Here is a 26,008-nt window from a genome sequence, read left to right as displayed (position 1 = left end):
GGGCGAATATCGGAAATATGTGCATTGCAGCACACAACGAGCAGTGTTAGCTCCTCCCCCGCACGAGCAGCTTATGGCGGTAACTGAGTGCTTCGTTTTTTCATGAACGTCTTCGGGGCGAGACGTTCAAAGGGGAAGAAATGCCAGTTTTATCCGCTATTTATAACGGTATTCGCTGCAAGCTCGGTCGACATGCCCCGAACCGTCGGATGGTGACTTGGGATGGATCGCATTTTGTCGGCATCTGCCAATGCTGCAATGCGAAAATCCGACGCCATGCCCGATCCAAATGGCTCGCGGACGGCGGTGAATGACGGTCGTCCGTCGCTTTTCCCGGCATTAGTGCCATCGGGGCACCCGCAAGCATGCGGACATCCGACCCAGGCGCCGCTTGATAATGAAAATGATGCGCATTACGGCCTGACGAGGAGTTACGCCGAGGGGACCTGATGCGCATGCCTGGATTCGCCGTTCGATGGCCGTCGGCTGACCACCGCTGATGTCGGGCGACGCTCTGCTCATCCTCGCCGTAGCGATTTCGTTGGTCGGTGTCGCCGTGCTGCGCGCGGCATGGTCCCGGCCGCGCCGTTCGCTCGGGCTCAACGGTGCGGGGTGGGGTGCGCTGCTGGTCGGCGCTGCCTGCGGCTGGGCGTCGGCCGGCGCCTGGGGGGTGGCGGTAGCGGCCTTGTGGGCGATGGGCGCTGCCTTCCTGGTCCTGGCCGCGGCCGGGCTTTCCTCTCGCTCCGGCAAGACTCCGGCGTCCAACCGGCGCGTCGGCATGTTGCCGGAAGGGTCCGAGCCGCTGCGCATCGCCGGGCGTCTGTTCACGTTCGTGCTGGTGGCCATAGTCTCGGCATTGTTGGCGGTCGGAGCATCGCTTGCAGCGAGCGCGCTCGGCCTCTGGGCCGGGTGGGGTGCCGCCGATGCCTACGCCACCGCATTCTTCCTCGCACCGCTGGCATGGGGCCTGATCGCCTATGCCGTGCTGATGCAGCCGGCGCGGAAGGGCCAGTTCAAGGTGCTGGCGATCTCCAGTCTGCCCACCTGGCCGATGCTGGCAACGGGAATCCTGTCATGACCACGGCGCCCGAACCGTCCACCGTGAAGCAGGCGCTGGCGGGCCATGCCGCGATCGGCCTCGTCGCCGGCGCGCTGCTCTACATCGTGTGCCTGACGGGCACGATCGCGGTATTCTACCCCGAGTTGCAGCGCTTCGAGCAGGCCGACGCGCCCGAAATGGCGGCGGTCACGCCAGGTGCCGTCCAGAGGGCCGTGACGTCCGTGCTCGATTCCGAGCGCGGCAAGCCGAAGACGACGCACCTCTACGTCCACCTGCCGGTCGAGGACCTGCCGCGCACGACGATCACCACCGATACCCAGGCCGTCCACGTCCGTCCTGACGGAAGCCTGGCGGGGCCCGAGGAAATCGCCTGGTCGGACTTCCTCGTCGCGCTGCACTACACGCTGAGCATTCCCGACGTATACGGCATCACTCTCGTCGGGGCTCTTGGCGTGATGATCCTGGCCCTGGCGCTCTCGGGCGTGATCGCGCACCCGCGCATCTTCCGCGATGCCTTCCGCCTGCGCGCCCGCGACAGGGGTGGCCTGGCCCTGGCCGACTGGCACAACCGCATGAGCGTGTGGTCGCTGCCGTTCTCGATCGCGCTTGCGCTGACCGGCGCGGTCATCGGGCTCGGCACCGTGACGGCCTACGGGCTTGCGGTGCTCAACCATGGCGGCAACCTCGAGGCGGTGTACGAGCCGATCTTCGGCGAGGAAGGCAAGCCCGACAAGCGGCAAGCCCCGGTGCCCGATGTCGCCACCGCGCTCGCCTACATGGCCCGGCACTACCCCGGTGTCACGATCACCTATGCCACGCTCCACGATCCGCTGACGGCGGGTCAGGAAATTCAGGTCTCGGCGACCCATCCGCGCCGCCTGATCTTCGGCGAGACTTATCGTTTCGACGCACGCGGCAGGTTCCTAGGCACCGCGGGCATATCCGACGGTGCGATCGGCCAGCAGGCGGCGGCGTCGAACTACGGGCTGCATTTCGGCAACTTCGGCGGCTTGCCGGTCAAGCTGGCCTACTTGCTGTTCGGAACCGGGCTGACGGCGATCTGCGCGACCGGGACGTACATCTGGCTGGGCAAGCGTCGCCGCCGTGGCCTTGACGAACCGCGCCTGCTCAAGGCGTGGGATGCGGTCGTCTGGGGCGTGCCGCTGGTCCTGGGGCTGACACTGGCCGCGCGCTTCACGCTGGGGAACGCAGCGCCGTTCGTCGCGATCTTCTGGATCGGCTCGGCGCTGATCCTGGCAAGCGCTTTCGTGCCCTTGCCGCCCCCCCGCTATCGCGCGGTGCTGCAGGTGCTGGCGGGCCTGGCCAGTCTCCTCGCCGGAGCGCTCTACTGGGTTTGACGACTGCAATCGTCATTGCGACCGCAGCGAAGGGGCCCTTGGCGATGACGCACCGTCCTCAATCGAGCCACGCCGGTCGCGCGGCGTTGCCAGGGCGGCGATGCGCGACCGGCCGCGGGCCTTGGCTTCGTAGAGCGATTCGTCGGCACGGCGGATGGCGCCGATCAGGGACGTCTCGTTCGTGAGCACATCGCCGACCCCGACGCTCACGCTCCATCCCGACGTGGCTTCCCCGACCGCGCGCAAGCGAGCCTGGAGCATCGCGGCGAACGTGCGCGCTTCGCTGCCGGCCGGCAGCAGGACGATGAACTCGTCGCCGCCGATCCTTGCGACCTGACCCGCATAGTCGCCGGCAAGCTGGCGCGCCTCGCGGCCGATGGTGGCGAGGACTTCGTCGCCGGCGGCATGGCCGAAGCGGTCGTTGATCGTCTTGAAATGGTCGACGTCGAGCGCGATGGCGGCGGCGCCCGGAATTGAGAAGCTGCGGTTCAGTTCGTCCAGACCAGCCCGATTCCAGGTCCCGGTCAGGGGATCGCGCAAGGCTGCGTCGCGCAACTGGCGCTGGACCTGCTCGACCGGGATCGCGAGCAGCCCGAGATTGAGGACACCCAGCAGCACCTGGTCCGATAGCATCGCGAGCAAGGCGATCCACTCGGCACCCGGCAGCGACCAGATCGCGAAGACAATCGGGAGGATATAGGCCGGGAGGTATCCGAGCATCGCGACACCGGCCATGCGGCGCCCCGAATATCGTGCAGCGCCAGGCCCGAAGCCGAGCGCCACGCCGCACGTTGCCATCGACACGCCAAGTCCCAAGGCATCACCCGCTGTCTGCCATGCGCTATTCGCAGCTATCAGTTCGAGGTCGGTCAGCACGATCGGCAGGCCGTGGCCAAGCACGGTGCTAAGCAGGGGCAGGAGCATCCACGGCTGGTATGCCCGCTGGCCGTCGAGCAGGCGGGCGCCGGCGACGCATAGCACGTTGGTCAGGCCGAGGAGCGCGTAGAGCAAGGTCATCATGCCCGCCGCTCCGGGCGGCGTCACCCCGTATGCGAGGATGACGCCGCCATAGAGTAGCGACGACAGGCCCCACAGGGCGAAGTGCCGGTCCGAACCGTTGCGCAGCCACAGCGTCGTGAAGACGAGCCCGAACGCGCTCGAGGCGAGCACGCTGCAAAGGCGGAGTGTGTCGACGTCTGGCAAATGCATACCCAGCCCCTGATTGGCAGGCAGGCCTTGACATCAAGGTGTTAAAAAATCCGTCACTCCGGCCTTGCGGTGCGTCGATCTGCGGAAGGTGTCGGACGATCGGAGGGAAGGTCCACCCGGATATCCACGCGCCGGTTCTTTGCCCGGCCTTCGGGATCGTCGCTGCCGTCGAGCTTGCGGTTGGGCGCCACGGGGCGGCTCTCGCCCAGCGGGATGACGGTGATGCGGCCTCGTGCGACGCCCTTGCCCTCGAGATAGGCGCGCAATGCCTCGGCGCGGCGGCGCGATGCGGCCAGGTTATCGGCATCGGAGCCGCGTGAATCGCTGTGGCCCCAGATGGTGATCGGCCCGCCGGCCTTGAACGCCGGACCGGCGATCAGCCCGTCGACCAGCGCAAGGCCGGCCGCATCGGGGTCGCCTCTCGCCGGGAACGGCACGGTGATTTGCGCGGGTTCAAGCGGTGGTGCTTCGGCCGGGCCGGTATCCACTTCGGCGCGGATGATCGATTTCTTGACGATGGTATCGTCGGGGGCATCGTCGGGCGCATTGCTGGCCGCGACGTCGTCCAGGGTATCGGGCGCGGCGGCCCGGCTAGCGTCGTCGCCGGAGGGCTCGCTCGGCTGGCAGCCTGCCAGCAGCAACGGTGCGACGATCAGTGCGGACTTTGCGGACATGCCTCTCATGCGGTCGCCTCCTTCTTCGGGGATTGGCGGGATGGGTCGGGTTCGCCGTGGCGCGAGGGGCCGTAGGATACGACCACGTCGCCGGGTTGCGGCGTCGGGCGCGAAGCGTGGGTGAAGAAGCGGATCTTGCCGTCCTTGCGCAGGACGAAGAGCATGTGGGCTTCGTCGGGCAGGGCTGCCTGGGCATCCGCGAAATCGAACTGGTCGCTGATGCGGGTCTTGCGGAAGGCCCAACCGGCGCTTTCGCGCTGCAGGATCTCCTCGACACCGAGCCCGGAGGCGAACATCGCCCGTCCGCGCAGGGCTTCGGGCAGACTGCGATGGTCCTCGTCGTCGCCCATGCCGCCGAGCTGGTAGACCGAATCGCGGCCGATGTCGGGCGCGAACTCGCTGCAGACGAGGGCGTTGTAGGCCTCGTTCTCGGTGGTCGCGACGAGCACCTGGAACTGCGTGAGGTCGAGGCGCTCCTCGGTCGACTCGGCCAGGATCTCGCCGTGGTAGGTGTCGATACCGGCCTGGCGCGGCGCGGCGAGTCGCTGCCAGCTAGTGTCCGAGATCATCACCGGCAGTTCGAGCTGACGCAGCTGCCGCGCCAGCGAGAGGCTCCACGAGGTGCTGCCGACGATCAGCAAGCCCTTGTGCGGCGCCCCGGTTACGTCCAGCCAGCGCGCGACGTGGCGAATGCTGAAGCCGTGGGCGACGATCGTGGCGATGACCACCGAGAACGACAGTGTCACCAGGATCGAGCCGTCGCCGTAGCCCAGCTGGTCGAGACGCAGGGCGAAGAGGCCCGAGACGGCGACGGCGACGACGCCGCGCGGGGCGATCCAGGCGACGAGCAGGCGCTCGTTCCAGGGAATCTTGCTGAAGGCCAGGCTCGCCAGGACCGTCGCCGGGCGCACGAGGAACAGCAGGGCGAGGAGGAAGGCGATGAAGCGCCACTCGAAATGGCGCAGTACCTCGAGGTCGAGCGAAGCCGAGAGCAGCACGAAGACGCCCGAGATCAGGAGGACCGTCACGTTCTCCTTGAACGGGTGGATGTCGCGCAAGGAATCGAGGCGCATGTTGGCGATCGCGATGCCCATCACCGTGACTGCGAGCAGGCCGGTTTCCTGCTGGATCAGGTTCGAGAGCACGAAAGTGCCGATCACCGCCACCAGCAGCACCGGCGCCTTCAGGTATTCGGGCACATGGCCGCGGGGGAAGGCCCAGGCGATCGCCCGTGCCACGCCGTAGCCTATCAGGCCGGCGACCACGGCTGCGGCCAGCAGCGCGGCGACCACCGAAAACAGCGTGCCGCCTTCGGCCGAGCGGCGCAGGTATTCGTAGGTGATGACGGCGCACAGGGCGCCGAACGGATCATTGACGATGGCCTCCCACTTGAGGATCGCGCGGGGGCGGGGCGCGACGTTGCTCTGGCGGAGCAGCGGGATGACGACGGTGGGTCCGGTGACGACGAGGATGCCGGCGAACAGGATCGCAACCGGCCACACCAGCCCGGCCACGTAATAGCAGGCCAGCGAGCCGAGCACCCAGCCCAGCGGGATGCCGATCACCATCAGCCGAGTGACCGCGCCGTCGGTCTTGCGCAGTTCCCGGAAATTGAGGCTGAGCCCACCCTCGAACAGGATCAGCGCCACCGCGACCGAGACCATCGGCTTGAGCAGTTCGCCGAAGGTCTGCTCTGGCATGACGAGGCCGGTGACGGGCCCCGCGAGGACGCCGGCGGCGAGCATGAGGGCGATGGCCGGCCAGCCGGTACGCCATGCGATCCACTGCGCGCCGATGCCGAGGATGCCGATCAGCGCGAAGACGAGGGCTTGTTGCTCCATATGGTGGGGCATAACCAACGAGGGCGCACAAGGTAACCGCCTATGGCCGGATTTCCGCGCACGCGCCGTGTCGATTGCCGCAACGCGCGCGCGGTCGTGCCGGTTACTCTGCCATCATGTCCCGCACGCGGGACGCCAGCGTCTCGACCACGAAGGGCTTGGTCAGGACCTGCATGCCCGGCTGCAGGTGGCCATTGCCGATCACCGAGTTTTCCGCATAGCCTGTGATGAAGAGGACCTTGAGATCGGGGCGCACCTGCCGACCGGCATCCGCCATCTGCCGCCCGTTCATGCCCCCCGGCAAGCCGACGTCGCTGACCAGGAGGTCGATGCGGATGTCCGACTGAAGGACCCTGAGGCCGGAGGCGCTGTCCGCGGCCTCGATCACGGTATAGCCGAGGTCCTCCAGGATGTCGGTCACGAGCATCCGTACACTGGGTTCGTCGTCCACCACCAGGATCGTCTCGCCCGCTTCCGCGGCGGCCAGCGGCGCTTCGAGGGGGCTTGCGGTTTCCCGGGCTTCGTCGCCGTAGTGGCGGGGCAGGTAGATGCACACCGTCGTGCCGTCGCCCACTTCGGAGTAAATGCGCACCTGTCCGCCGGATTGCTTGGCAAAGCCATAGATCATCGACAGGCCGAGGCCGGTCCCCTGGCCGATCGGCTTGGTGGTGAAGAACGGGTCGAAGGCCTTGGCGATGACGTCGGAGGTCATGCCGGTCCCGGTATCGGTGACGCAGAGCGAGAGATACTGGCCCTCGGGAATGTCGTGGGTGCGGGCGCCGTTGCGGTCGAGCCACTTGTTCGCGGTCTCGATCGTGATCCGGCCGCCGTCGGGCATGGCGTCGCGGGCGTTGATGCACAAGTTGAGCAGTGCGTTCTCCAACTGGCTCGGATCGACCAGGGTAGACCACAGTCCGGCGGCACCGACGGTCTCGACCCGGATTGCGGGACCGACCGTGCGCTGGATCAGGTCGGTCATCCCGTTGACCAGCGTATTGACGTTGGTCGGCCGCGGATCGAGCGTCTGGCGGCGCGAGAAGGCGAGCAGCCGGTGCGTCAGTGCGGCGGCGCGGCGTGCGGCGCCCTGCGCGGCGACGAGGTACTTGTCGACATCCGCCAGCCGTCCCTGGCTCAGCCGCGTGCCGACCATCTCCAGTGCGCCGGATACACCCGCCAGGAGATTGTTGAAGTCATGCGCGAGTCCGCCGGTGAGCTGGCCCACCGCTTCCATCTTCTGGGCCTGGCGCAGTTGTTCCTCGGCCTGCATGAGTTCGGCCGTGCGCGCGGCGACGCGTTGTTCCAGGGTCTCGTTGAGCGTGCGCAAGGCGGCGGCGGCACGATCGCGCTCCTCCTCGATCGTGCGGCGCTGCTCGATGTCCAGCACGACGCCGGGGAAGCTCAGCGGCGTTCCGTCCGGCGCTTGGTCTACCCGGCCATTGGCCTCGATCCAGTAATAGCGCCCGTCGGCGCGCCGCACTCGGTACTGGTGGGCATAGGCACCACCCCGTTCGATCGCTTCGCGGATCGCGGTGCCGAGGCCCTCCCGGTCGTCCGGATGGACGGTGGCGACGATCTGGGCGAGGCTGAGGCCGTCTCGCCCCAACGCCGGATCGAGCCCGAAGGCACGCGCGAAGGCCTCGTCGACGGTGAAGCGATCCTCGGGCAGGTCCCATAGCCAGGTACCGATGATGGCCCCGGCGGACAGCGCGAGCTGTACCCGGTCGATATTCGCGCGGGCCAGCGCCTCGCTGGCGCGAAGGGCGTCCTGGGCCGTTTTGCGCGTTTCGATGTCGCGGAACAGGACGGACACCTGCCGGCGCTCGGGCGGCTCGACGCGGGCGGCGGATACCTCGATGTGACGGCCGGCGGCCGTGAAATAGCGCTCGAAGCGGATCGGCTCGCCGGTGCGCAGCACGTTGCCGTAGAGTTCGGCCCAGCCTTCGGCGTCATCGGGTTCCAGTGCGCGCAGGGTCATGCCGACCACGCCGGAAATGCCAGACTGCCGTTCGTAGCCCGCGTTCGCTTCCACATGGACGTAGTCGCTCGCCGGCCCATGCGGTCCGTCGAAGAACTCGATGATGCAGAAGCCGTCGTCGATCGCCTCGAACAGGGCGCGGTAGCGCTCCTCGCTTCGCGCCAGCGCGTCGAGGGCGGCGCGCTGGTCGGTGATGTCGCGGGCCACGCCCACGAAACGAACCGGAGCGCCGGCCTCGTCGAACTCGACCTTGCCGGCGCGCGAAAGCCAGCGCACTTCGCCTGTTTCAGGGTGGCGGACGCGATATTCCAGTTCGCCGGCGGCCTTGCCCCGCCGGCGCGACTCGGCGGGCGTGACGAGGAACTGGTCTTCGGCGACGACTTGCGCCTCGAACGCGCTGGCCGGATACTGCTGTTGTACCGGCAAGCCGTGAAGACGGCAGAATTCAGCCGTGGGCATCACGACATCGTCGGCGAGTTCTAGTGTGAAAAGGCCGATCCCACCCGCTTTCTGAGCCTGGCGCAGACGTGCTTCGGCGGTGTGCAACTGCTGCTCTGCAAGGTGCTCGTCGGTACGGTCGCGCAGGACCTTGACGTAGCCGATGTGTCGTCCGGCATCGTCGCGCAGGGGAGACGTCTTGCCGCTGCCCCAGAACCGTTCACCAGGCTTACCCCGCGGGTGCCAACGCTCGTCCGAGCCGCGTCCGGCCTCGAACGCGTGCGCCATTTCGTTTTCCGGGATGCCGGCGGTCCGGTCCTCGTCGGTATAGACCGCAGCGATCGACGTGCCTGCCATCTCGGCCTGGCTCCAGCCGAAAACGGTGCGGGCGCCCTCGCTCCAGTCGGTGATGACGCCTGCGAGGTCCGTCACGATGATCGCGTAATCGACCGCGCTGTCGACGATGGCGCGGTGACGGGCCCTTTCGTGGTCGGCCGAAATGGCGGCGCGGCGAAGTTCCAGGGTGGTCATGGTCTGCCGCGCGAGTACGCGCAGCGCCTGTTCCTGCAAGGTATCCAGGTCCCGTGGCTCGTAGTCCAGCACGCACAGGGTGCCGATCGGGGTGCCGTCCCCGGTCTTGAGCAGGGCACCTGCGTAGAAGCGCAAGTGCGGTTCTCCGGTGACCAGCGGGTTGCAGCCGAAGTGGCTGTCCAGGCTGGCATCGGGGACGACAAGGAATTCGTCTTCCTGCAGGGCGCGGATGCAGAACGAAGTTTCCAGCGGCGTCGTGCTCACGCCCAGGCCGACTTCCGCCTTGAAGAACTGGCGGTCGCTGCCGACGAAATTGACGACCGCGATCGGCGTACGGCAGATCGCCGCGGCCAGTTGCGCGATCTCGTCGAACGCCTGCTCGCGCGGGGTGTCGAGGACGGCATATTGCGCGAGCGCTTCGTCGCGCCGGGCATCAGGATGGGAGGCGTCGTTCATTCGGATCGGCTCTTGTCATTCCTACAGCGCGAAGAAAGCTGCGTCAGCCGCCCACCGAAGCCAGCTACCGTGCATTGGGCTGAAAGTATATCGCGGCCGTTCCGTTCCATGACTTCCGCCGATAACCGCAAGTTGCCACGGGGAGGGCGGAACCGGCGGCGTGGAAAACCGGGGGAGGGGCATGGACGGGACCGCATCCGGGTCGGTAGCGGCGACGCCATGAGCATCATCGCCACCATCATGAATTCGTCGACCGGCCAGCCGATCCAGAAGATGACCTTCGGACGCATGCCCAAGCCGTGGGCCTCGTTCAACCTCGCGACCGGCGAACTGGTCACCGCCGATCGCGTCAACGTCGGCAAGCCGGCGCCCGGCAAGTTCGTTGCGCCCGTGGAGGTATGGGTCACGCCGAAGGCTTGAGCCCGCCTGGAGACCTTTTCTCTAACGCCCGATCAGCCCCAGGGCATGGCGGATGAAGGCGTCGCGGTCGGTCACCCATTCGGCGCCGGCGGGCAGGTCCGGATCGGTGTAGGTCCAGCCCTCGCCCGAATAGGCCCGCTTCAGCGTTCCCGAGGTGTTGAAGGCGATCGAGACCATGCGCTGCTGGGCACGGGCGGTCCGCTCGTTGCCCTCGACGGTATTGGTGCCCGGAACCATGCCCGTGCCTTGCGGCCTGAGCGCGAAGACATAGGGCTCGGTGCGGAAGCTCTGGACCGACGTGTTCAGGAACACCGACAGATAGACCTTGTCCAGAGCCGAGAGGGGGGACGCCGGCATGCGCCAGCTACCGTCGGCGAGCAGGCTCCAGGGATAGTTCTCGGGCGTGCCGTAGACAATCTCGGTGCGCAGGTCGACGAGTGCGTCGCGCGGAGCCTGGGCGGGAGCGACGCGCTGCAGTCGCAGGTTGTTCGACCAGGTGAAGCCGTAGGCGGAGGCATCGATCAGCGGCATCGCCGAAGGCGTCGAGGCGTTCGGCCGGTTCGAGACCGTCACGTTCTCGTAGATCCGCAAGTAGGCCTTGTCCTTCAACTGGTGGCCGCTGGCGATGTTCTCCCACGCCTTTTGTCCGTGCCACGTCGAATTGCGCAAGTGCGAGACCAGGATGCCGTTGATGTAGGTCGAATGTTCCTGGTCGGAATTGGTGCCGACGTTGCCGGCGATCTCGCTGTCCTCGATGTAGAGCATGGTCTGGCCGCCGGGTACGAACAGCGCGTTCTTGCCGCCGAACAGCTTGGACCTGCGGATCACTGCCGTGATCAGCCCGGGCCTGGTTGCGCCGGTCGTCTCGAGATGGACCGCGCCCATCGCCTGGATTGCCCCGGGGAAGTCCAGTTCGATGTCGCGCATCTCGAAATGGACCCGCTGCGGCCCGATCTCGAACATGCGCAAGTCGATGGTCGCCCATTGATCCGGGGTGCGGAACGTCACTCGCCGGCCCGGTATCGACGAGCGGAAGATGTACTGTGTCCCCTGTAGCGAGCCGACGATCTGGGGCATCCACGGGGCGAACGGGTAGACGCAGGGTTTGCCCGTGCCGTCGAGCGCTTCGTAAATGAACTCGTAGCCGCCTTCGGCGCGCCCGTAGAGCGAGGCGGCGTCGCGCCCGTCGTAGACTTCGCGCCCGGCCGCACGGGAGGCATCGCATCGGATCTTCAGCTTGACGGCTGGCGCGCGCAGGCCCGCCATCGGCATGTAGAACGGATACAGGTTCTCGAGCGATTGAGGCGGCGCCAGCGGAGCTTCCATCTCGATACTGCCCGGGTGCACGACCTGGGACGCGCCGGCTTCTCCTGCGGAGCCCGCGGCCTGGATCGGTCCGGCGATTCCGAACAGCAGCGGGAGCGCCAGCGTCAGTGCGGATCGGCAGCAATGGAACGCGGACACGAGGATTCTCCGTCGCAAGGGTGAGCGTGGACCTCTCTGCCGCAAAAACTCGACCAAGAGATGAACGGCCGCGAGGTCACGGTGATGATCAGGCCGTGAGCGGGCGCCGGGACAGCATGTTGTCCACTACGGGTCGAATTGAAATCAAAGTTTTGAAGGTCCGGACATAAGCTTCGTCGCTGAGTTCCTCGCGAGTGAAGATGTCGTAGGCCTCCATCGAGGGCACCTGAACGGTGAGAAGAAAGTCGTCGTCGCCCGTGACGTTCCACGCGGCAACGACTTCCGGGCGCCGGGCGATGGCCTTGGCGAAGCTGTCGGTGCGGGCGTGGCCGGCATTGTCGAGCTGGACCAGCACATGCATCGTTATCGCCGCGCCGGTCAGCGCCGGATCGACGATCGCAACGTCCGCGACGATGATACCTTCCGCCCGCATTCGCCGCAGCCGGCGCAGCACGGACGATTCGGACAGGCCTACTCTCTCCGCGAGATTGCGCGCCGGCTCCAGATTGTTGCGGCGGACAAGGTCGAGCAGTTTGCGGTCGAAGGAGTCGAGGTTGGCTGATTTCATCAGTTTCGTAACCATCGTGACGAATTTCGGCACATGAATGCCGAAATTCGGCGGCACCCGCAATCGCGATTCGGCTATTTGATTCGCATGACGACGCCCGCCCGCCTTTCCGGCCCTCGCGCGGATTTCTCCGCGATCGTGCCCTATCTCGCCTTGGCCGGGGCGATGATGGCGTTTGCGACGGGCAGTTCCGCTGCGAAGCAGTTGTTCCCGATCGTGGGGGCTGCCGGCACGACGGTCTACCGGGTCGGTTTTGCGGCCCTGCTGCTGATGGCCATGTGGCGCCCGTGGCGTCGCCGCTGGACGCGTGCGGACATGCTCCTGCTCGGTCGCTACGGGATCGTGCTCGGGGTGATGAACCTGAGCTTCTACCTTGCCTTGCGGACGATACCGCTGGGGCTGGCCATCGCCATCGAACTGCTGGGGCCGCTTGGCGTGGCGCTGTTCAACGCGCGCAGGCTCGTCCATTTCCTGTGGATCGCGCTGGCTTTGGCCGGCCTCGCCTTGCTGCTTCCGATGGGCCAGGTGGGCGGCGGGCTCGATCCCGTCGGCATCGGCTTCGCGCTCTGCGCCGCGCTGTGCTGGGGCCTATACATCATCTTCGGCAAGCAGGTCGCCCACTTCCATCCCGGCGAGGCGGTGGCCGTGGGCATGGCCTTCGCCACGCTGGCCGTCGCCCCGATCGGGATCGCCAGCGTCGGCGCGGGCCTCCTGAACGCCCACGCCGTCATGCTCGGCTTGATCGTCGCGGTGCTTTCGAGCGCCTTGCCCTATTCGCTGGAAATGATCTCGCTGCGGCACATCCCCGAGCGCACTTATGGCGTCGTCCTTAGCGTCGACCCGGCAATCGGGGCGATTGTGGGTTACTTCCTGCTGGGCGAGGTGCTGACGCTTCGCCAGTTAGTAGCGCTGTCCTGCGTGGTCGCGGCGGCGATCGGTGCCGTCCTGACCCGCGATCCGGCGCTGGCGCCGCCGCGCTGCGTCGAAGCCTGATCGCGGGCGGACATCATCCCCCGCGCGGCGAACAGTCCGTCGATTGCCAGATCGTCGTGCGATAGTGATCGGCGCTGGACAGCCACTGCGTCCTGGGGGGCAACTGGCCGACGCGGCGGAACCAGCCCGAGTCGCGTATGACCTCGTCGCAGACCGGGTTCACGTAAGCGATGCGCAAGGGGCGCCTGGCACCTGCGGTCCGCCGGTCGTGCCGGGCCTTGTCCAGCACTTCGGCGACGATCTGGTGGCCGAAGCTGTGGAACATGTAGCACAGCGTCGTCGCGCTGATGTCGTGATCGATCACGTTGCCCTGGATGAAGGCGATGTCCTTTCCTTCCAGGCGCGTGCGGGCCCGGTTGTCCTGCGCCTGGCGAGCCAGCGCCGGAATCAGTTCCACACCCTCCGCCCGCCGGGCGCCGCGATGGCTGGCGGCGAAGACGACGCGTCCCAGTCCGCAGCCCAGGTCGGTGAAGACGTCGTCGCTGCGCAACCCGGCGATCTCCAGCACATCGAAGATGTCGCGATAGGGGGAGGGGATATAGTGCATGTACCATTCGCGCTCTCCCGGTCCGCCGGACCCGGGATGATGGCCGAAGGTACTGATGCCCAGCCGCCGGTCCCACAATTCGTCGGCCGGCTGGAGCAGACGGGCGCTGAGGTTGCGGTTACGCAGGCCCGAAAGCATGGGGCTGCCTCCCCGTCACGGCGCGGAGCCGCCTAGAAGCGCAAGGTTTCCAGCCATCGCGTCGGAGATTCCGGTCAGCATGTCGTAGCGGCGGCGGTAGAGGCTGCGCTTGCGGGGCGGCATCTGCTCGGGTGTCCGCAGCGTCGCCTGCACCGGCAGTTCGAACATCGTCTCGTCGATGCGCACAGCGCCCCGCTCGAGCCAGACACTGTCATAGCAGGTCCGCACGTCTTCGCGGCTGCGGCCGAAGTAAGGATCGCGATGTTGCTGGTATCGGTCCGATACCAGCAGGATATGCGAAACCGAGAGCTGGGCGCAGAGCGTGCGGAACAGTTCTATAAGAAGGTCGCGGGGCCGCATGCCCTGGGCCGCGCGCGTAAGCTCGCGATAGATATCGAGGATATCCGGAAGGTCCTTGGGATTGCGCCCCTGCACGGCACCGACGTGCGCGACCAGGCAGCCTTCCTCATCGCGCAACGCGAAGGCGATCGAGAAGATCCGGTCCGTGCCGAGGAAGAGGCTGAGGACCAGGGGGCCTTCGTTCTTGAACCAGATGGCCTCGTCCAGGACGAGCCGCAGCCTGGGGTCGATGCCCGGCAAGGGGCAGAGCACGACTTCGCTCTGCTCGTGAGGGTCGAACAGCCATCGCAGCCGGACCATGGCTTCGTAGTGGGCGCGCAGCTTCGTCAGCCGGGTGCGGGTGTTCCAGTTGGTTGACTGGTACGGGCGGATGACCGCGTCCAGGATCGTGGGCCGGGCCTTCAGCCTTCTGCCGAACGGGGTGTCCCCGGCAGTGTCATGCTCGGGGCAGAGCAGATCCTGGTGGCGCCATCCGGCATAGATGAACTTGATGCGCTGCAAGAGCGTGCTCAGGATGCCGCCCTTGGCGACGATGGTCGAGGAACGGCAAAGCCAGCCCATATAGAGGAACATAGCGGAAAAGCTCGACTCCATGGCCAGCCTGCTAACGACGATCTGATTGGTGATCTTGATGAACCACATGAGTTCGTTCTTGAGTTCCCTGACACCAGTCTTGCGATTTGGCCAATTCGTCGAACCACCATCGTGACATCACAAACCGTGTCCGGCATGCGATGACGACGGGGTGAGTTCAAATCATCAACCGGTTCAGGGTCGCACATGATCGAGGCGGTCGATATACCGTGAATTTACCACCAACATTATCGCATGATTTTGAGTGAGTATTCGCAAAAGTCGGCGGTTTGGGCGAGCAGGCAGTGAATGCGGTTCCGCAAACCGGGTATTGCAGGCCGGGCGACGGGCCGGGAGCCGCCCTTGCATATTGCATCGCGAGCCCCCATCTCAGAAGTATCGAAGCCATCTCCATGGTAGGCAGTTCTTCGACTGAGAGCCCATTGTGCTCCCGCTTACGCAGTGGAGCTTTATGATGGGCCTCGTTTTCCTTCATTCACCTCGTGCACGTACTGTCGCCAGGGTGGCGACACGATGAGCCGCGCGATCAACGTCAGCCTGCCGGAAGCGGACGTGGCTGCGATGTGCACAAAGTATGCCGTGGCGGTCAGCGCGATGGAGCCATTGCCCTCCGGCGGGACCCACCTGGTCTGTACGACCAGCGAAGGCGCGCAGGAGATGCGGGTGCGGCTCAAGTCGCATGTCGTCGACGGTGTGGTCCGGCGTTTTGCATTCTATCGTGCGAGGGGCCCCTGGTAGGCTCCGGCACCCTGGGCGCCACCGCCGGCACACAGCATCGCGACCAGGGCGGGCATTTTGATGTCTATCGCACAGAAACCATCAGCGTCACGCCCATCCTGTTCGCAGGCGGCGACTGGCACTGGCGGCTGACATCGGGTGCTGGCCTGTTGCTGGTGGATTGCGGTGGCTACCGAAACCGTGCCGACGCGCTGCTGGAGGTCGACGTCTTGCGTAGCGACGCATGGTCCGCGACGGCCCCGACCCCCGCTTGGGGTATGACCTAGCCTGAACACTCCTCGTCACTCCTGCCTTCGCGGGAATGACGAGGATACTGCCTAACGATCACGCTGGCGCCCGCCGCTCCTTGCGGGCTCGGACATACTCATACGAAAGCTTCCTGATGCTGATCCGCGCCGGATACGATATTGGCTTCAGGTCGGAGCAGGCCGTGCCGATGCTCGCCAACCTCAGCATTCACGCCACGCGCAACAAGGACCTGCGTACCGCCCAGCGGATATTCACCACGCCCGACGTGCCGCTCTACGACTACGTCGACGGCTTCGGAAACATCTGCACGCGACTCATCATGCCGGCGGGCGGTATCACCATATCGTGCGGCTTCGTGATCGAGGACCCGTTCGAACCCGATGCCGTCGTGCCGGGTGCATCGCAGGCGGCGCTTCCCGAACTTCCGGACGACGTGCTGCTCTATCTGCTCGCCAGCCGCTACTGCGAGACCGACCGGCTGACCGAGGCTGCATGGGACCTGTTCGGCGGCGTGCCGCGCGGTGGTCGATGGCACAGGCGATCGTCGATTACGTCCACGCCCATATCCGGTTCGACTACATGGCCGCGCGGCCGACCAAGACGGCGTGGGACGTCTTCCACGAACGCGTGGGCGTCTGCCGCGATTACGCGCACCTGGCGATCACCCTGTGCCGTTGCATGAACATTCCCGCGCGGTACTGCACCGGATACATGGGCGACATGGATCTTCCGGCGCTGGTAGGCGACATGGACTTCTCGGCCTGGTTCGAGGTGTGGCTGGGCGGACGGTGGTACGTGCTGGATGCCAGGCACAATCGCCCGCGCAAGGGCCGCATCCTGATGGCCCGCGGGCGCGATGCGGCGGATGCTGCGCTGACCACGACGTTCGGTCCGGTAACGCTGTCGCGCTTCGATATCTATACCGACGAGGACCGCCTGGGGTGATCGGTCAGCTCCGGTCCTGTACGCCTTGCGAATTGATGCGGGGAGTGGCCGGGAACGGTGTTAAGGCTCGCCCATCGCGAGACTTACGATCCCGAGCTTCTCGCGGCTGAGGGATGCAACGTGCCCCCGCTTGAAGGTGGAGCATGCCTCATGGCCAAGTCGCAGAAGCGCAGCAATCGAGAAGTCCGCAAGCCCAAGGTCGAGAAGGCCAAGGCATCGTCACCCGTCGGGCTCGCCCAGGCCTCGCCAGTCATGGCTGCCATGCGCAAGCCCAAAGACAAGCTCTGACCCGCAGGCGGCGTTTCGCGCCGCCCTGGGGTTCGCGTACGCACCTGCTCACACAAGGCCGTTGGCGATAGCGAATGCGACCATGTGGGAGCGGTTGCGCGTGCGCGTCTTCAATCGGATGTGGTCGATGTGTCGCTCGACCGTGCGCGGAGCGATCTGTAGCTGCTTGGCTACTTCCTTGGCGGAAAGGCCCTGCGCGATGGCGCGCAGGATTTCCGATTCCCGTTTGGTCAGGCCCTCAATTGTTGCGCCAGGCTGATCGTCCATCTTCGTTGATCCAGTTCATAGTGGATTGACGCAACCCATCTTCTTCTTGTCGAAAGTTAAACGATGTTCACGGGAAGAGGCTCCTGATGCAACGGCAATAGATGTACGTAAAAAACGGACCGAGGACAAAACCTGTTCCGGAACATCAACCTGTGTTAGATAAATATACCAATAGGAAATTCCCTAGGTCGCCCCAGAAAAATACCAGGTAAACAAATGTTCGTGTAACCAAAGGTTGCGGATTTTTGTCGTGTTTTCATACACATAGGGGGAGACTTTTATGGACAAATTGTGCAATTTGCAACTCACTGTCAGGGAATCTGAAGTTGTCGGCCTGGTGGCACGCGGAATGTCCGCGAAAGAGGTCGCACTAACTCTTTCGATCGCACCGTGCACTGTGGAACGCCACGTGGAAAACGTTCGTCTCAAGACCAGGACGCGCAACCGCGTTCACATGATTGCTTATGTAATTCGTAACGGCATGCTGGGTGACGCGTCTCCCGGCTACATCGTCCACGCTGCCTGATCTCTACATTGGTTAACAACGTCTTCGGCCTGCCCATCCTGCCCGCCGGGTCCCCGCATTGCCCTAAGGGCAGGGCGCCGGCCAAAGGGCGGCGGCAGGTTGCCGAGGATCGCTGGCAGGGGCGGTCATCCGCGCCCAGGCAGCGGTAAAACCAGGGAGAGGAGGGCATCCGCCCACCTCGAGCAATACCTGCCCGTCCATCCGCACGGGCTTCCTGCCACTCAATCCGGAATGCAACAGCGCCGCGGGCATGGTCAGGCCGTGCCCGAGCGCCTTGAGGCAGGCCTCCTTGCGGGTCCAGCCCTGGAGGAAGCCGGTGCCATGGCGCACCGGCCCCGCCAGGCTGGCCAGCGCACGCTGTTCGCGGGGATGGAAGTGCAGGGCGCTGAGCTCGTCCGCGTCGGGGATCGGCCGGTCGCTCTCGATGTCGACGCCGACCGGGTTCTCGCAATCGACGCCGACGAGAGCCACGTCGCCGGCATAGCTGAGGCTGAAGTGGCAGTCCGGCAGATCGGCGAGGGACGGCTTGCCGTCCGCTCCCAGGACGAAGCGCTGGCGCCTTGCGGCAAAGCCGCAATATTCGGCCAGTACCAGCCTCAGACCGATATGGGCGTTGAAGTAGCGTTCCCGGTAGCGGGGGAAGGCGAAGCGCGCTGCACGGGCTCGTTCCTCCTCGGATAACCAGGGGATCGCCTCAGCCGGCGGCATCCCGGAAAGGTCGAGCAGCCACAGTTCCAGCGGCATGTCTCCCACCAGCGGGCGGGCCATGGACAGGACGTCGATCTTGGTAGCCATCGTCGTCTCCAGGCTGGCGTTCGTCAGGTCGTTCGCGTTCCGTGGAAGAGTGCGGAACGGGCGATGAAGTCGCGCAACAGGAACGGGACGATCGTGTCCCGCCGCGAACGGAAGCGCCGCAGCCCCCGCCAAACGAGGTGTCCCGCCAGCCACGCCAGGTCGGCCAGCATGGCATAGCCCTGGCCATGGTTGACGATGAAGTAGCGCCGTCGGGACTCGAACCAGTAGCGCGGGATACGGGACTGCTGCGCCTCGCTCATGCCGGTGCTCTGCCCGGCGATGTGCACGACGACCGCCGAGGGCAGATACCAGCAGGCCCAGCCGTGCTGTCCCGCCTTTCGGCAGAAATGGGTTTCCTCGAAGTAGAGGAAGAAGCTCTCGTCCATGAGGTCGGTGGCCTCCAGCGTAGCGCGCCGGACGACCATGCTGGCGCCCGATACCCAGTCGACCCGCTCGGGCGTCTCGCCCATGGCTATGGGCACGCGCTGGTTCTTGAGCATCCGGCTCACGAGGCCGCAGCAGGCTCCGCGCTCCAACTCGCTCAGCGCGGACGGAAAGCGGAAGGCGAAGGGCCAGGGCGTCTCGTTCCCCAGAAGAAGCATGCTGCCGACGATCCCGGCTTCGGGCGTATCGCGCATGAAATTCAGGAACCGGCCCAGCGTGCCGGGCTGGACGCGGGTATCGGGATTGAGCAGCCAGAACAGCTCCGACGGCGACGGTTCGGCCAATGCCGCCCGGATCGCGAAGTTGTTGCCGGCCGCGAAGCCGCCATTGACCGGAGAACGCACGAGGCCGGCCCAGTCGGCCCAGCCCCGCTCGGCGATCGCGGCGGTGATGACCTCGGCGGAATCGTCGCCGGATGCATTGTCGACTACGGTAACCCGTGTCGCCGGGTAGGCAGCAACTTCGGCCGCGAGACTGGCGAGGCAGTCCACCACCAGGCGACCGGTGCGGTAGTTCACGATGACGACCTTCAGCGTCGGCAGATCCGGGGCGCCCATGGTTCGTGCCTCCCGTTTCACAGCGACTGCAGGGCAGCCACGGCGGGCGTGCGGCCGAAGTCCATCTCGGCGGTCGGCGGTGCCTTCAGCGGGATCGGCAACGGGGTGACAAACTCGGTCGGGCAGGCGCGGACGATGGCTTCGCGCATGGCGCTGGCAAGGACGTCGACGTTGGCTTCCTGCAGCACGCTGGTATGGCCACCGGGCACCGAAACGACGGTGACGTCGCCGGCGACGCGCTTGCCCCAGCCGAAGATGCAGTCGGTATAGAGATCGATGTAGGGGACGTCGTCGTCGGCTCCCGTCCCGCGCGTGGCCTTGAACAGGACGACCTCGCCGCCGTCGAAAAGCCCGGTCGGACGATGAGCCCGGTGCGCGACTTCGTAGAGGTGCAGGAAAGAAAGGTTCGCGGGCGTCGCACCGGCATCCAGGGACGCATCGTCGTTCACCCCGACGGGGGCGTCCGCCATCCGCGCCACGGTACGGGTGCGGCGCATCCATTCGAGGCGGGTCGAAACGTCGTAGACCACGGCGTTGACGGCGCGGCGGGCGAGTAGCGCCATCGTCGGCGTCTCCCCGGCCGTGTCGCCGCGCAGGAGCGCGCGGACGCGCTGGATGCGGGTACGGGTGATGTAGAACGACTTCTTGTGCGCCTCCACGTCTGCCGCGTCGATGATGCCGACGAACGCGGTGGTCTCGCCCATGTCCTGAAGCTGGCGTGCCATCTCGAAGGCGATCACGCCCCCTGCGCAAAGGCCGGCGACAAGGTAGGGCCCGTGCGGCTGGACCGTCTGCATCCGGGCGATGTAGGCGCTCGCCATCTCGGCGATGCCGGTATGCAAATAGGTGCCACCGGGGTAGCGGTCGGGCTCGATGCCCATCACCGGGCGGTCGGGGTCCATGCGCATCGCCAGCGCCCGGTAGAGCAGCGTCTCGCCGAGCCCGTCGTGGACCAGGAAGAGCGGGGTCTTGCGCGAGCCTGGCCGGATAGTGATGATCTTGCGGCTGGCCGGGGCATCGGTCTCTTCGGGGATCGCCGTGCCCGCGCCCTGGCCGACCTCGTCCGCGGCGCCGTCCGGGTCTATCAACCGTCCCAGCTTCTCGACCGTCGCCGTTTCGAGCAGGGTCGCCAGCGGCAACTGCTTGCCGGTCCGCTTGCGCAGGCGGTTCATGAACTGCACGCCCAGCAGCGAGTGGCCGCCCAGGTCGAAGAAATCATCTTCGCGCTGGATATGCCGCACGCCCAGCATCTCGCTCCAGATCTCGGCGATGATCCGCTCGGCCGATGTTACCGGGGGATTGTCGCCGGGCGCCTCGTCGTCGCGCTCGATCGCGGTTTCGGGCTGGTAGGGTGCGCGCATGCGAGCGAGGGTAGGGGCCAGTTCGGTCGGCGATACGATCAGGTGGCTGGCGCGGCCGCCGGCGAGAAGACGCTCGATGATGGCCAGCCCCTCGGCGGCGACAAGTCCGTCAGTGGCCGGTTCGATCGCGGGCGGCCGGTTCGTCGCCCGCGTCGGTGCGGTGTCAGCGATGGTCAGGCGCGCGGTGTCCGAGATCCTCAGCATCGTGAATTCGGTGATCTCGGCGATGATCCGGCCTTGTCCGTCAGCCAGGGTGACGTCGAATATGGCGACGTTCTCGCTGGTGGCGGGACGGCAGATCACGTGGCTGAACAGGCGCTTGGGCAGCGCATCGTACAGCCGGATCGAGCCGTAGGAGGCGGGGGCGAAGAAGTCGGCCCCGGGCCGGCGGCCGGGGATCAGGCACTGCGCCCCTGCCGTCGCGAAATCGAGCAGGGCGGGGTGCAGCGCGATGAGGCCCAGGTCGCGTTCGAACTGGCGGTCGAGCACGAGTTCCAGCACCGCCTCGGCGTTTCCGACGTGCAAGTGCCGGACGGAGTTCCACCGTGGTCCGAAGTGCATCAGCGAGGACGCGTCCATCAGCGCTCCGGCATCGCCTTCGGTCGGGCAGCGCTGCATCAGCGCCTCGAGGTCGAGGGGCTTGGAGGCTGGTTCCGCCAGACGGCGGACGACGCCGCGGACATGTTCGGTCCAGCCCAGGTCCGCGGGCGCATCCGTCGCGCGGCCGAGGATGGCGAAGCGCCAGTCCCCGTCGCCGCGCAAGTGCATGTGGATGCGCAAGTCCCGGCTCTGGCCATCGGCGACCGCGAAGGGCGACAGGAAAAGGATCTCGCCGAGTTCGACGGGTCCGGTCTCGACGCCTTCGAACGCGGCCCGGACCAGTTCCAGGAAGCCGGTGCCGGGGACCAGCGCCGAACCATCCGCCATGCGGTGCTCGTCGAGCAGCCAGTGGCGATCGGGCGTCAGCGTGGCCTCGACCACCAGTTCCGAAGTCGCCAGCCGGTGCATGGTGTCGAGGAACGGGTGGTTCATCTTCGAGCCGCTGCCCAGTGGCCCGGTCGCCCGGTCGGAAGCGGCCTGGTCGGCGAGGTCGGCGGCCATGCCCACGTCCTGCCAGCGGCTCCAGCCGATGGAGACGACATTGGTGGCGTCGTCCCGGCGGCTCTGGGCGTAAGCGTCGAGGAAGGCATTGGCGGCAGCGTAGTCGGCCTGTCCCGGCAGGCCCGCGAACGCGCTGATCGAGGAAAACAGCATCAGGAAATCGGGGTGTTCCTCTTCCAGCGCGGCATGCAGGGCGAGCGTTCCGTGCAGCTTGGGCGACAGCACGCGCTCCATCGAGGCGCGGGTCTTGAGCTGGAGCAGCCCGTCGTCGATCACGCCTGCGGTGTGGAACACCCCGTCGATCGGCCCCCAGTGCCTGCGGATCTGACGGACGGCCCGCTGCATGTCGCGCACGTTGCAGACGTCGGCGACGATCAGCATGACTTCGCCGCCGGCGGCCTCGATCGCGCGGATCTTGCGGATCTTCTGGGCGAGCGGATCGGCTCCGGCGCGGGCCATGATGTCCTGCCACTGGGTGCGCGGAGGTAGCGGCTTGCGGGCCACCAGCGCCAGCCGGGCACTGCAGGTCTGGGCGAGATGGCCGGCGACGACCAGGCCGAGCCCGCCGAACCCGCCGGTGATGAGGTAGACGCCTTCCTGCTTGGGGCGGCAGTCGGTGGTGATCGGCGAGATCGGCGCCACGCCGGCGGCGCGGGCAGGGGCGAAGTGCCCGACCCACCGCTCGGACGCGCGATAGGCGACGACGTCCGCGTCATCGGGCTGGGCGAGTTCCGCCACCAGCATGTCGCGCAGGGCCGGCCAGGCGGGGCTGCTGCGGGGCGGCAGCCGCAAGTCGACGTTGCGCAGGCTGATCTCGGGGTACTCGCTGGGGATGACGCGGCTGGGGCCCAGGATCGTCGCCTTTGCGGGCACCAGCCCACCTTCGTCGGACACACGCTGGACGCCGTCGGTGACCACCGCGATGGCGATGGGTCCGGTGTCCCTCTCGCCAAGGGCCTGGGCCAGGAAGACGAGGCTGTAGAGGCCGCGGTCCTGGAGGGTGGCGACGTCGTGCGCCTTGTCGCCGGTGACGAGCCAGAGATGGTGGATGTGGCCAGGCATCAGGTCGCGGTTGGCGAGCACGGTGACCAGGCGGCTATAGTCCTCGGCCGCGCGGATGTTGATCTCGAAGTTGCCGTCTTCCAACGCGCGGAAGCGCCGGCCCGGCCGCACCGTCACGACCCGGCCCCCCCGGCTGCGCAAGCCCGCGCCCAGGCAGGGACCGAGCCCGGCGTCGTCCTCGAAGATCAGGGTCACGGGCGCGACTTCCGTGGTCGCCTGCTGCGTCGAGCGCTGCCAGATCGGCTCGTAGAGCCAGTCGCCGAGGTCGGTGTGCCGGGGCAGCGGCAGGTCGGGCGAGAAGTCGTCGTGCCCGGCGGCAGCGAGCGCGGCGGCGCCCGGCTCGAACCAGTGGCGCTGGCGGTCGAAGCGGTAGGTCGGCAGCGGTACGCGCAGGCGGCGTTCGGCGGCCCAGTACGCATCCCAGTCCGGAGCCACGCCGGAAGCCCACAGGTTGCCCAGCGTTTCGAGCAGGTGGGCAAGGTCCGAGGCCTTGTGCTCGTCCTTGTGGCGCATCGAATTGAACGCCGGCTGCTCGGGGGAGCGGTCGGGGTGCTGGCGCGCGAGGCTGGACAGCACGCGGCCCGGGCCGACTTCCAGGAGGACCCGCTCGGGGTCTTCCAGCAGGCGCGAAAGGCCGTCGGTGAAGCGCACGGGCTGGCGCAAGTGCCGGACCCAGTATTCCGGATCGGTCGCCTGCGCTGCCGTGATCCAGTCGCCGGTCAGGTTGGAGACGAAGGCGAGAGCAGGCGCCTTGAGGGTGACGGAAGCGAGGACCTGCCGGAACCGCTCGAGGATCGGGTCGAGCATCATCGAATGCGCGGCGACCGAGATGCCCACCCGTTGCGTTTCCACCTCCAGCGCGGCCAGCCGCGCGCCGAGGGCTTCGACCTGCGGGGTCGGTCCGGAGACGACGACCAGCTTGGGACCGTTCACCGCCGCGATCGACAGCTCCGGCGGCAGCATCGGCTTGAGGTCCGCCTCGGTCATGGGGACACTGAGCATGCTGCCCTTGGGCAGCGTCTCGAACAGGCGGCCACGGGCGCGCACTACCGTCAGGGCATCGGCGAGGCTGAACACCCCGGCGAGGTGGGCGGCGGCATATTCACCCGAGCTGTGGCCGATCATCGCCGATGGAGCGACGCCCCACGACATCCACAGCCGCGCGAGGGCGACCTGAACGGCGAAGAGCAGGGGCAGGGCGATGGACGGGCGCTGCATCGCCTCCTCGGCTTGTGCGGCGTGCTGCTCATCGGGATGGAGCCACTGCCGCAGCACGTCTCCTTCTTCCTTCGCGATATGCGCCAGGCACTCGTCGATCACGGCACGGAACAGCGGCTCGCTGGCATAGAGGTCGGCGCCCATCCCCGCATATTGCGCACCGGCGCCGCAGAACTGGAACGCGACCCGGCGATCGGTGCCGGCCTGGACCGGCTTCTGGGGGCGCGCCGAGGTGGGCGGGCGGAGCGCTTCCACGGCCCCGGCGCCGTCGCGGGCGACGACGATGCGGCGATGGGGTAGGGCCTTGCGGCCCGTGCCCAGGGTATAGGCGACATCGGCGAGATCCGCATCCGGGTGGCTGGCGAGATGCGCGGCCAGCGCGGCGGCGTTCGCCTCGAGGGCGGTCGCGGTCTGGGCCGAAAGGGTGAGCAACTGCCACGGACGGCTGGCGCTGCCCGGTGCGCGCACCGGCGCTTCCTCCAGCACGACATGGGCATTGGTGCCACCGACTCCGAGCGAGCTGACGCCAGCGCGGCGTGGACGGCCGGGAAGGCGGGGCCAGGACTGGAGTTCGCCGGCGACGGCGAAGGGGCTGTCCGCGAAGTCGCAGGCCGGGTTCGGGCTGCGGTAGTGCAGCGTCGGGGCAATGGCGCCATGGCGCATCGACAGGGCGACCTTGATGACGCTGGCCACCCCGGCGGCAGTGTCGGTGTGGCCGATGTTGCCCTTCACCGAGCCGATGCGGCAGTAGCCGGTGTCGCCGGTGTGGCGGCGATAGGCCTGGCTCAGTGCGGCGATCTCGATCGGGTCGCCCACGCGCGTTCCGGTGCCGTGCGCCTCGACGTAGCCGATCGAGCGCGCGTCGACTTGCGCGACGTCCAGCGCCTCGCTGACGACGCTGGCATGGCCGTCGACGCTGGGGCTGAGGTAGCTGACCTTGCCCGAGCCGTCGTTGTTGACGGCCGAGCCGCGGATGACGGCGTGGATGTGGTCGTTGTCGGCGATGGCGTCTTCCAGCCGGCGCAGCACGACGATGCCGACCCCGCTGCCGAACACGGCGCCGGTGGAATCGGCATCGAACGGCCGGCAGTGGCCGTCGGCGCTGGTGATCTCGCCTTCCTCGTAGAGGTAGCCTTGCGCATGCGGCAGTTCGATCGAGGCGGCGCCGGCCAATGCCATGTCGCACTCGCCGTTCAGCAGGCTCTGCACGGCCGTGTGGATGGCGACCAGCGAGGTCGAGCAGGCGGTCTGCACGTTGACGCTGGGGCCCTTTAGGTCGAGCAGGTAGGATACGCGGGTCGACAGGAAGTCCTTGTCGTTGCCGGTGTGGCGCAGCAGGAACGGACCCACGTCGCGCAGCAGCTTGGGGTTGCTCAGCAGGTTGCTGAAGAGATAGGCGTTGTGTCCGGTCCCCCCGAACACGCCGATCGCGCCCGGGACCCGGTTCGAGACATGGCCGGCGTCCTCCATCGCCTCCCATGCGCATTCCAGGAAATGGCGATGCTGCGGGTCCATGATCGCGGCATCGCGCGGGCTTAGACCGAACAGCGCTGCATCGAAGCACTCCATGTCGGCGAGGGGGGCGCCGGCACGGATGTAGTTGGGCCGGGCCAGCATGCGCGGATCGACGCCCGCGGCAAGCAGGGCGTCTTCGGAATAGTGCTCTATGCCCTCGATTCCGCCGCGCAGCATGTCCCAGTAGGCCTCGAGCCCGCGCGCGCCGGCAAACCGGCACGACATGCCGACGATGGCAACCGCGTTCTCGATGCCGCCACCCTGAGCCGCAGGAAACTCGCCTTCGAAGTGCTCATCGTTGCGATACATGGCTTTG

At 66.8% G+C, this 26,008-nt stretch carries 19 protein-coding genes and 1 pseudogene; 8 read left to right on the top strand and 12 right to left on the bottom strand.

The features are described from left to right. The first annotated feature begins 499 nt into the window (after window positions 1–499). On the top strand, window positions 500–1,078 hold the full coding sequence (locus ACFFDA_RS15740) for a hypothetical protein (RefSeq protein WP_404481603.1): 579 nt from the start codon (window positions 500–502) through the stop codon (window positions 1,076–1,078). Further along, window positions 1,075–2,418, top strand: a complete 1,344-nt coding sequence (locus ACFFDA_RS15735; protein WP_404481602.1) for a PepSY-associated TM helix domain-containing protein — start codon at window positions 1,075–1,077, stop codon at window positions 2,416–2,418. Before ACFFDA_RS15740 ends, ACFFDA_RS15735 begins: the two co-directional genes overlap by 4 nt. Window positions 2,419–2,430: 12 nt before the next feature. On the opposite strand, the gene ACFFDA_RS15730 is transcribed toward ACFFDA_RS15735, so the two are convergent. From ACFFDA_RS15730 to ACFFDA_RS15715, 4 genes are all read right to left on the bottom strand, one after another. After that, a complete protein-coding gene (locus tag ACFFDA_RS15730) occupies window positions 2,431–3,627 on the bottom strand; it encodes a GGDEF domain-containing protein (RefSeq protein ID WP_404481600.1) in 1,197 nt (398 codons plus the stop codon). A gap of 53 nt (window positions 3,628–3,680) precedes the next feature. Then, the gene (locus ACFFDA_RS15725; RefSeq protein ID WP_404481598.1) at window positions 3,681–4,310 is read right to left on the bottom strand and encodes an OmpA family protein; all 630 of its coding nucleotides are present in this window, start codon (window positions 4,308–4,310) and stop codon (window positions 3,681–3,683) included. Beyond that, on the bottom strand, window positions 4,307–6,142 hold the full coding sequence (locus ACFFDA_RS15720; protein ID WP_404481596.1) for a cation:proton antiporter: 1,836 nt from the start codon (window positions 6,140–6,142) through the stop codon (window positions 4,307–4,309). The genes ACFFDA_RS15725 and ACFFDA_RS15720 overlap by 4 nt, the downstream gene beginning before the upstream one ends. A 103-nt stretch (window positions 6,143–6,245) precedes the next feature. Beyond that, window positions 6,246–9,542 carry a PAS domain S-box protein gene (locus ACFFDA_RS15715; protein WP_404481594.1) on the bottom strand — a complete coding sequence of 1,099 codons (3,297 nt, stop codon included), beginning with the start codon at window positions 9,540–9,542 and terminating at the stop codon, window positions 6,246–6,248. Between the two features lie 219 nt (window positions 9,543–9,761). Between ACFFDA_RS15715 and ACFFDA_RS15710 the strand changes: the two genes are divergently transcribed. Further along, on the top strand, window positions 9,762–9,962 hold the full coding sequence (locus ACFFDA_RS15710; RefSeq protein ID WP_404481592.1) for a hypothetical protein: 201 nt from the start codon (window positions 9,762–9,764) through the stop codon (window positions 9,960–9,962). Window positions 9,963–9,983: 21 nt separating this feature from the next. On the opposite strand, the gene ACFFDA_RS15705 is transcribed toward ACFFDA_RS15710, so the two are convergent. After that, a complete protein-coding gene (locus ACFFDA_RS15705) occupies window positions 9,984–11,426 on the bottom strand; it encodes a hypothetical protein (protein ID WP_404481590.1) in 1,443 nt (480 codons plus the stop codon). Window positions 11,427–11,514: 88 nt separating this feature from the next. Next, window positions 11,515–12,051: an Lrp/AsnC family transcriptional regulator gene (locus ACFFDA_RS15700; RefSeq protein ID WP_404481588.1), complete on the bottom strand. Its 537-nt coding sequence runs from the start codon at window positions 12,049–12,051 to the stop codon at window positions 11,515–11,517. 30 nt (window positions 12,052–12,081) lie between these two features. Here ACFFDA_RS15700 and ACFFDA_RS15695 point away from each other — a divergent pair, with 30 nt between their 5' ends. Then, entirely contained in the window at window positions 12,082–12,987 is a 906-nt protein-coding gene (locus ACFFDA_RS15695; RefSeq protein WP_404481586.1) for an EamA family transporter, read from the top strand. Window positions 12,988–13,000: 13 nt separating this feature from the next. Here the strand turns inward: ACFFDA_RS15695 and ACFFDA_RS15690 are convergent, their stop codons facing one another. Then, a complete protein-coding gene (locus tag ACFFDA_RS15690; RefSeq protein WP_404481584.1) occupies window positions 13,001–13,672 on the bottom strand; it encodes a hypothetical protein in 672 nt (223 codons plus the stop codon). Between the two features lie 15 nt (window positions 13,673–13,687). Beyond that, window positions 13,688–14,674, bottom strand: a complete 987-nt coding sequence (locus ACFFDA_RS15685) for a DUF535 family protein (RefSeq protein WP_404481582.1) — start codon at window positions 14,672–14,674, stop codon at window positions 13,688–13,690. A gap of 465 nt (window positions 14,675–15,139) precedes the next feature. Here ACFFDA_RS15685 and ACFFDA_RS15680 point away from each other — a divergent pair, with 465 nt between their 5' ends. From ACFFDA_RS15680 to ACFFDA_RS15670, 3 genes and pseudogenes are all read left to right on the top strand, one after another. Continuing rightward, entirely contained in the window at window positions 15,140–15,364 is a 225-nt protein-coding gene (locus ACFFDA_RS15680; protein ID WP_404481581.1) for a hypothetical protein, read from the top strand. A 382-nt stretch (window positions 15,365–15,746) separates the two neighbouring features. Further along, window positions 15,747–16,558 (top strand): annotated as a pseudogene (locus ACFFDA_RS15675) (transglutaminase family protein). A gap of 150 nt (window positions 16,559–16,708) precedes the next feature. Then, a complete protein-coding gene (locus tag ACFFDA_RS15670) occupies window positions 16,709–16,846 on the top strand; it encodes a hypothetical protein (protein ID WP_404481579.1) in 138 nt (45 codons plus the stop codon). Window positions 16,847–16,894: 48 nt separating this feature from the next. Here the strand turns inward: ACFFDA_RS15670 and ACFFDA_RS15665 are convergent, their stop codons facing one another. Beyond that, a complete protein-coding gene (locus ACFFDA_RS15665; protein ID WP_404481577.1) occupies window positions 16,895–17,113 on the bottom strand; it encodes a response regulator transcription factor in 219 nt (72 codons plus the stop codon). 280 nt (window positions 17,114–17,393) lie between these two features. Here ACFFDA_RS15665 and ACFFDA_RS15660 point away from each other — a divergent pair, with 280 nt between their 5' ends. After that, window positions 17,394–17,639, top strand: coding sequence for a response regulator transcription factor (locus ACFFDA_RS15660; RefSeq protein ID WP_404481575.1), 246 nt, complete (start codon window positions 17,394–17,396; stop codon window positions 17,637–17,639). 63 nt (window positions 17,640–17,702) lie between these two features. Here the strand turns inward: ACFFDA_RS15660 and ACFFDA_RS15655 are convergent, their stop codons facing one another. The 3 genes from ACFFDA_RS15655 to ACFFDA_RS15645 are packed head-to-tail and all read right to left on the bottom strand — an operon-like array spanning window position 17,703 to window position 26,001. Then, window positions 17,703–18,434: a 4'-phosphopantetheinyl transferase family protein gene (locus ACFFDA_RS15655; RefSeq protein ID WP_404481574.1), complete on the bottom strand. Its 732-nt coding sequence runs from the start codon at window positions 18,432–18,434 to the stop codon at window positions 17,703–17,705. Window positions 18,435–18,457: 23 nt separating this feature from the next. Beyond that, window positions 18,458–19,435 (bottom strand): glycosyltransferase family 2 protein, encoded by a 978-nt coding sequence (locus ACFFDA_RS15650; protein ID WP_404481572.1) that lies wholly within the window; start codon window positions 19,433–19,435, stop codon window positions 18,458–18,460. A 17-nt stretch (window positions 19,436–19,452) separates the two neighbouring features. Continuing rightward, window positions 19,453–26,001 (bottom strand): type I polyketide synthase, encoded by a 6,549-nt coding sequence (locus tag ACFFDA_RS15645; RefSeq protein ID WP_404481570.1) that lies wholly within the window; start codon window positions 25,999–26,001, stop codon window positions 19,453–19,455. Window positions 26,002–26,008: the final 7 nt, after the last annotated feature.

It is taken from the genome of Novosphingobium sp. BL-52-GroH, from assembly GCF_044813085.1.
GTDB lineage: Bacteria > Pseudomonadota > Alphaproteobacteria > Sphingomonadales > Sphingomonadaceae > Novosphingobium.
Note: the sequence above shows the minus strand (reverse complement) of the source record. Positions and strands in the feature narration are given on the sequence as shown.

Excerpts from the sequence above, each read along its gene's own strand:
- ACFFDA_RS15645 (WP_404481570.1), bottom strand. The coding sequence starts at position 26,001 with ATGTATCGCAACGATGAGCACTTCGAAGGCGAGTTTCCTGCGGCTCAG.
- ACFFDA_RS15730 (WP_404481600.1), bottom strand. The coding sequence starts at position 3,627 with ATGCATTTGCCAGACGTCGACACACTCCGCCTTTGCAGCGTGCTCGCC.
- ACFFDA_RS15660 (WP_404481575.1), top strand. The coding sequence starts at position 17,394 with ATGGACAAATTGTGCAATTTGCAACTCACTGTCAGGGAATCTGAAGTT.
- ACFFDA_RS15665 (WP_404481577.1), bottom strand. The coding sequence starts at position 17,113 with ATGGACGATCAGCCTGGCGCAACAATTGAGGGCCTGACCAAACGGGAA.
- ACFFDA_RS15670 (WP_404481579.1), top strand. The coding sequence starts at position 16,709 with ATGGCCAAGTCGCAGAAGCGCAGCAATCGAGAAGTCCGCAAGCCCAAG.
- ACFFDA_RS15650 (WP_404481572.1), bottom strand. The coding sequence starts at position 19,435 with ATGGGCGCCCCGGATCTGCCGACGCTGAAGGTCGTCATCGTGAACTAC.
- ACFFDA_RS15690 (WP_404481584.1), bottom strand. The coding sequence starts at position 13,672 with ATGCTTTCGGGCCTGCGTAACCGCAACCTCAGCGCCCGTCTGCTCCAG.
- ACFFDA_RS15740 (WP_404481603.1), top strand. The coding sequence starts at position 500 with ATGTCGGGCGACGCTCTGCTCATCCTCGCCGTAGCGATTTCGTTGGTC.
- ACFFDA_RS15680 (WP_404481581.1), top strand. The coding sequence starts at position 15,140 with ATGAGCCGCGCGATCAACGTCAGCCTGCCGGAAGCGGACGTGGCTGCG.
- ACFFDA_RS15720 (WP_404481596.1), bottom strand. The coding sequence starts at position 6,142 with ATGGAGCAACAAGCCCTCGTCTTCGCGCTGATCGGCATCCTCGGCATC.
- ACFFDA_RS15695 (WP_404481586.1), top strand. The coding sequence starts at position 12,082 with ATGACGACGCCCGCCCGCCTTTCCGGCCCTCGCGCGGATTTCTCCGCG.
- ACFFDA_RS15710 (WP_404481592.1), top strand. The coding sequence starts at position 9,762 with ATGAGCATCATCGCCACCATCATGAATTCGTCGACCGGCCAGCCGATC.
- ACFFDA_RS15725 (WP_404481598.1), bottom strand. The coding sequence starts at position 4,310 with ATGAGAGGCATGTCCGCAAAGTCCGCACTGATCGTCGCACCGTTGCTG.
- ACFFDA_RS15655 (WP_404481574.1), bottom strand. The coding sequence starts at position 18,434 with ATGGCTACCAAGATCGACGTCCTGTCCATGGCCCGCCCGCTGGTGGGA.
- ACFFDA_RS15685 (WP_404481582.1), bottom strand. The coding sequence starts at position 14,674 with ATGTGGTTCATCAAGATCACCAATCAGATCGTCGTTAGCAGGCTGGCC.
- ACFFDA_RS15735 (WP_404481602.1), top strand. The coding sequence starts at position 1,075 with ATGACCACGGCGCCCGAACCGTCCACCGTGAAGCAGGCGCTGGCGGGC.
- ACFFDA_RS15715 (WP_404481594.1), bottom strand. The coding sequence starts at position 9,542 with ATGAACGACGCCTCCCATCCTGATGCCCGGCGCGACGAAGCGCTCGCG.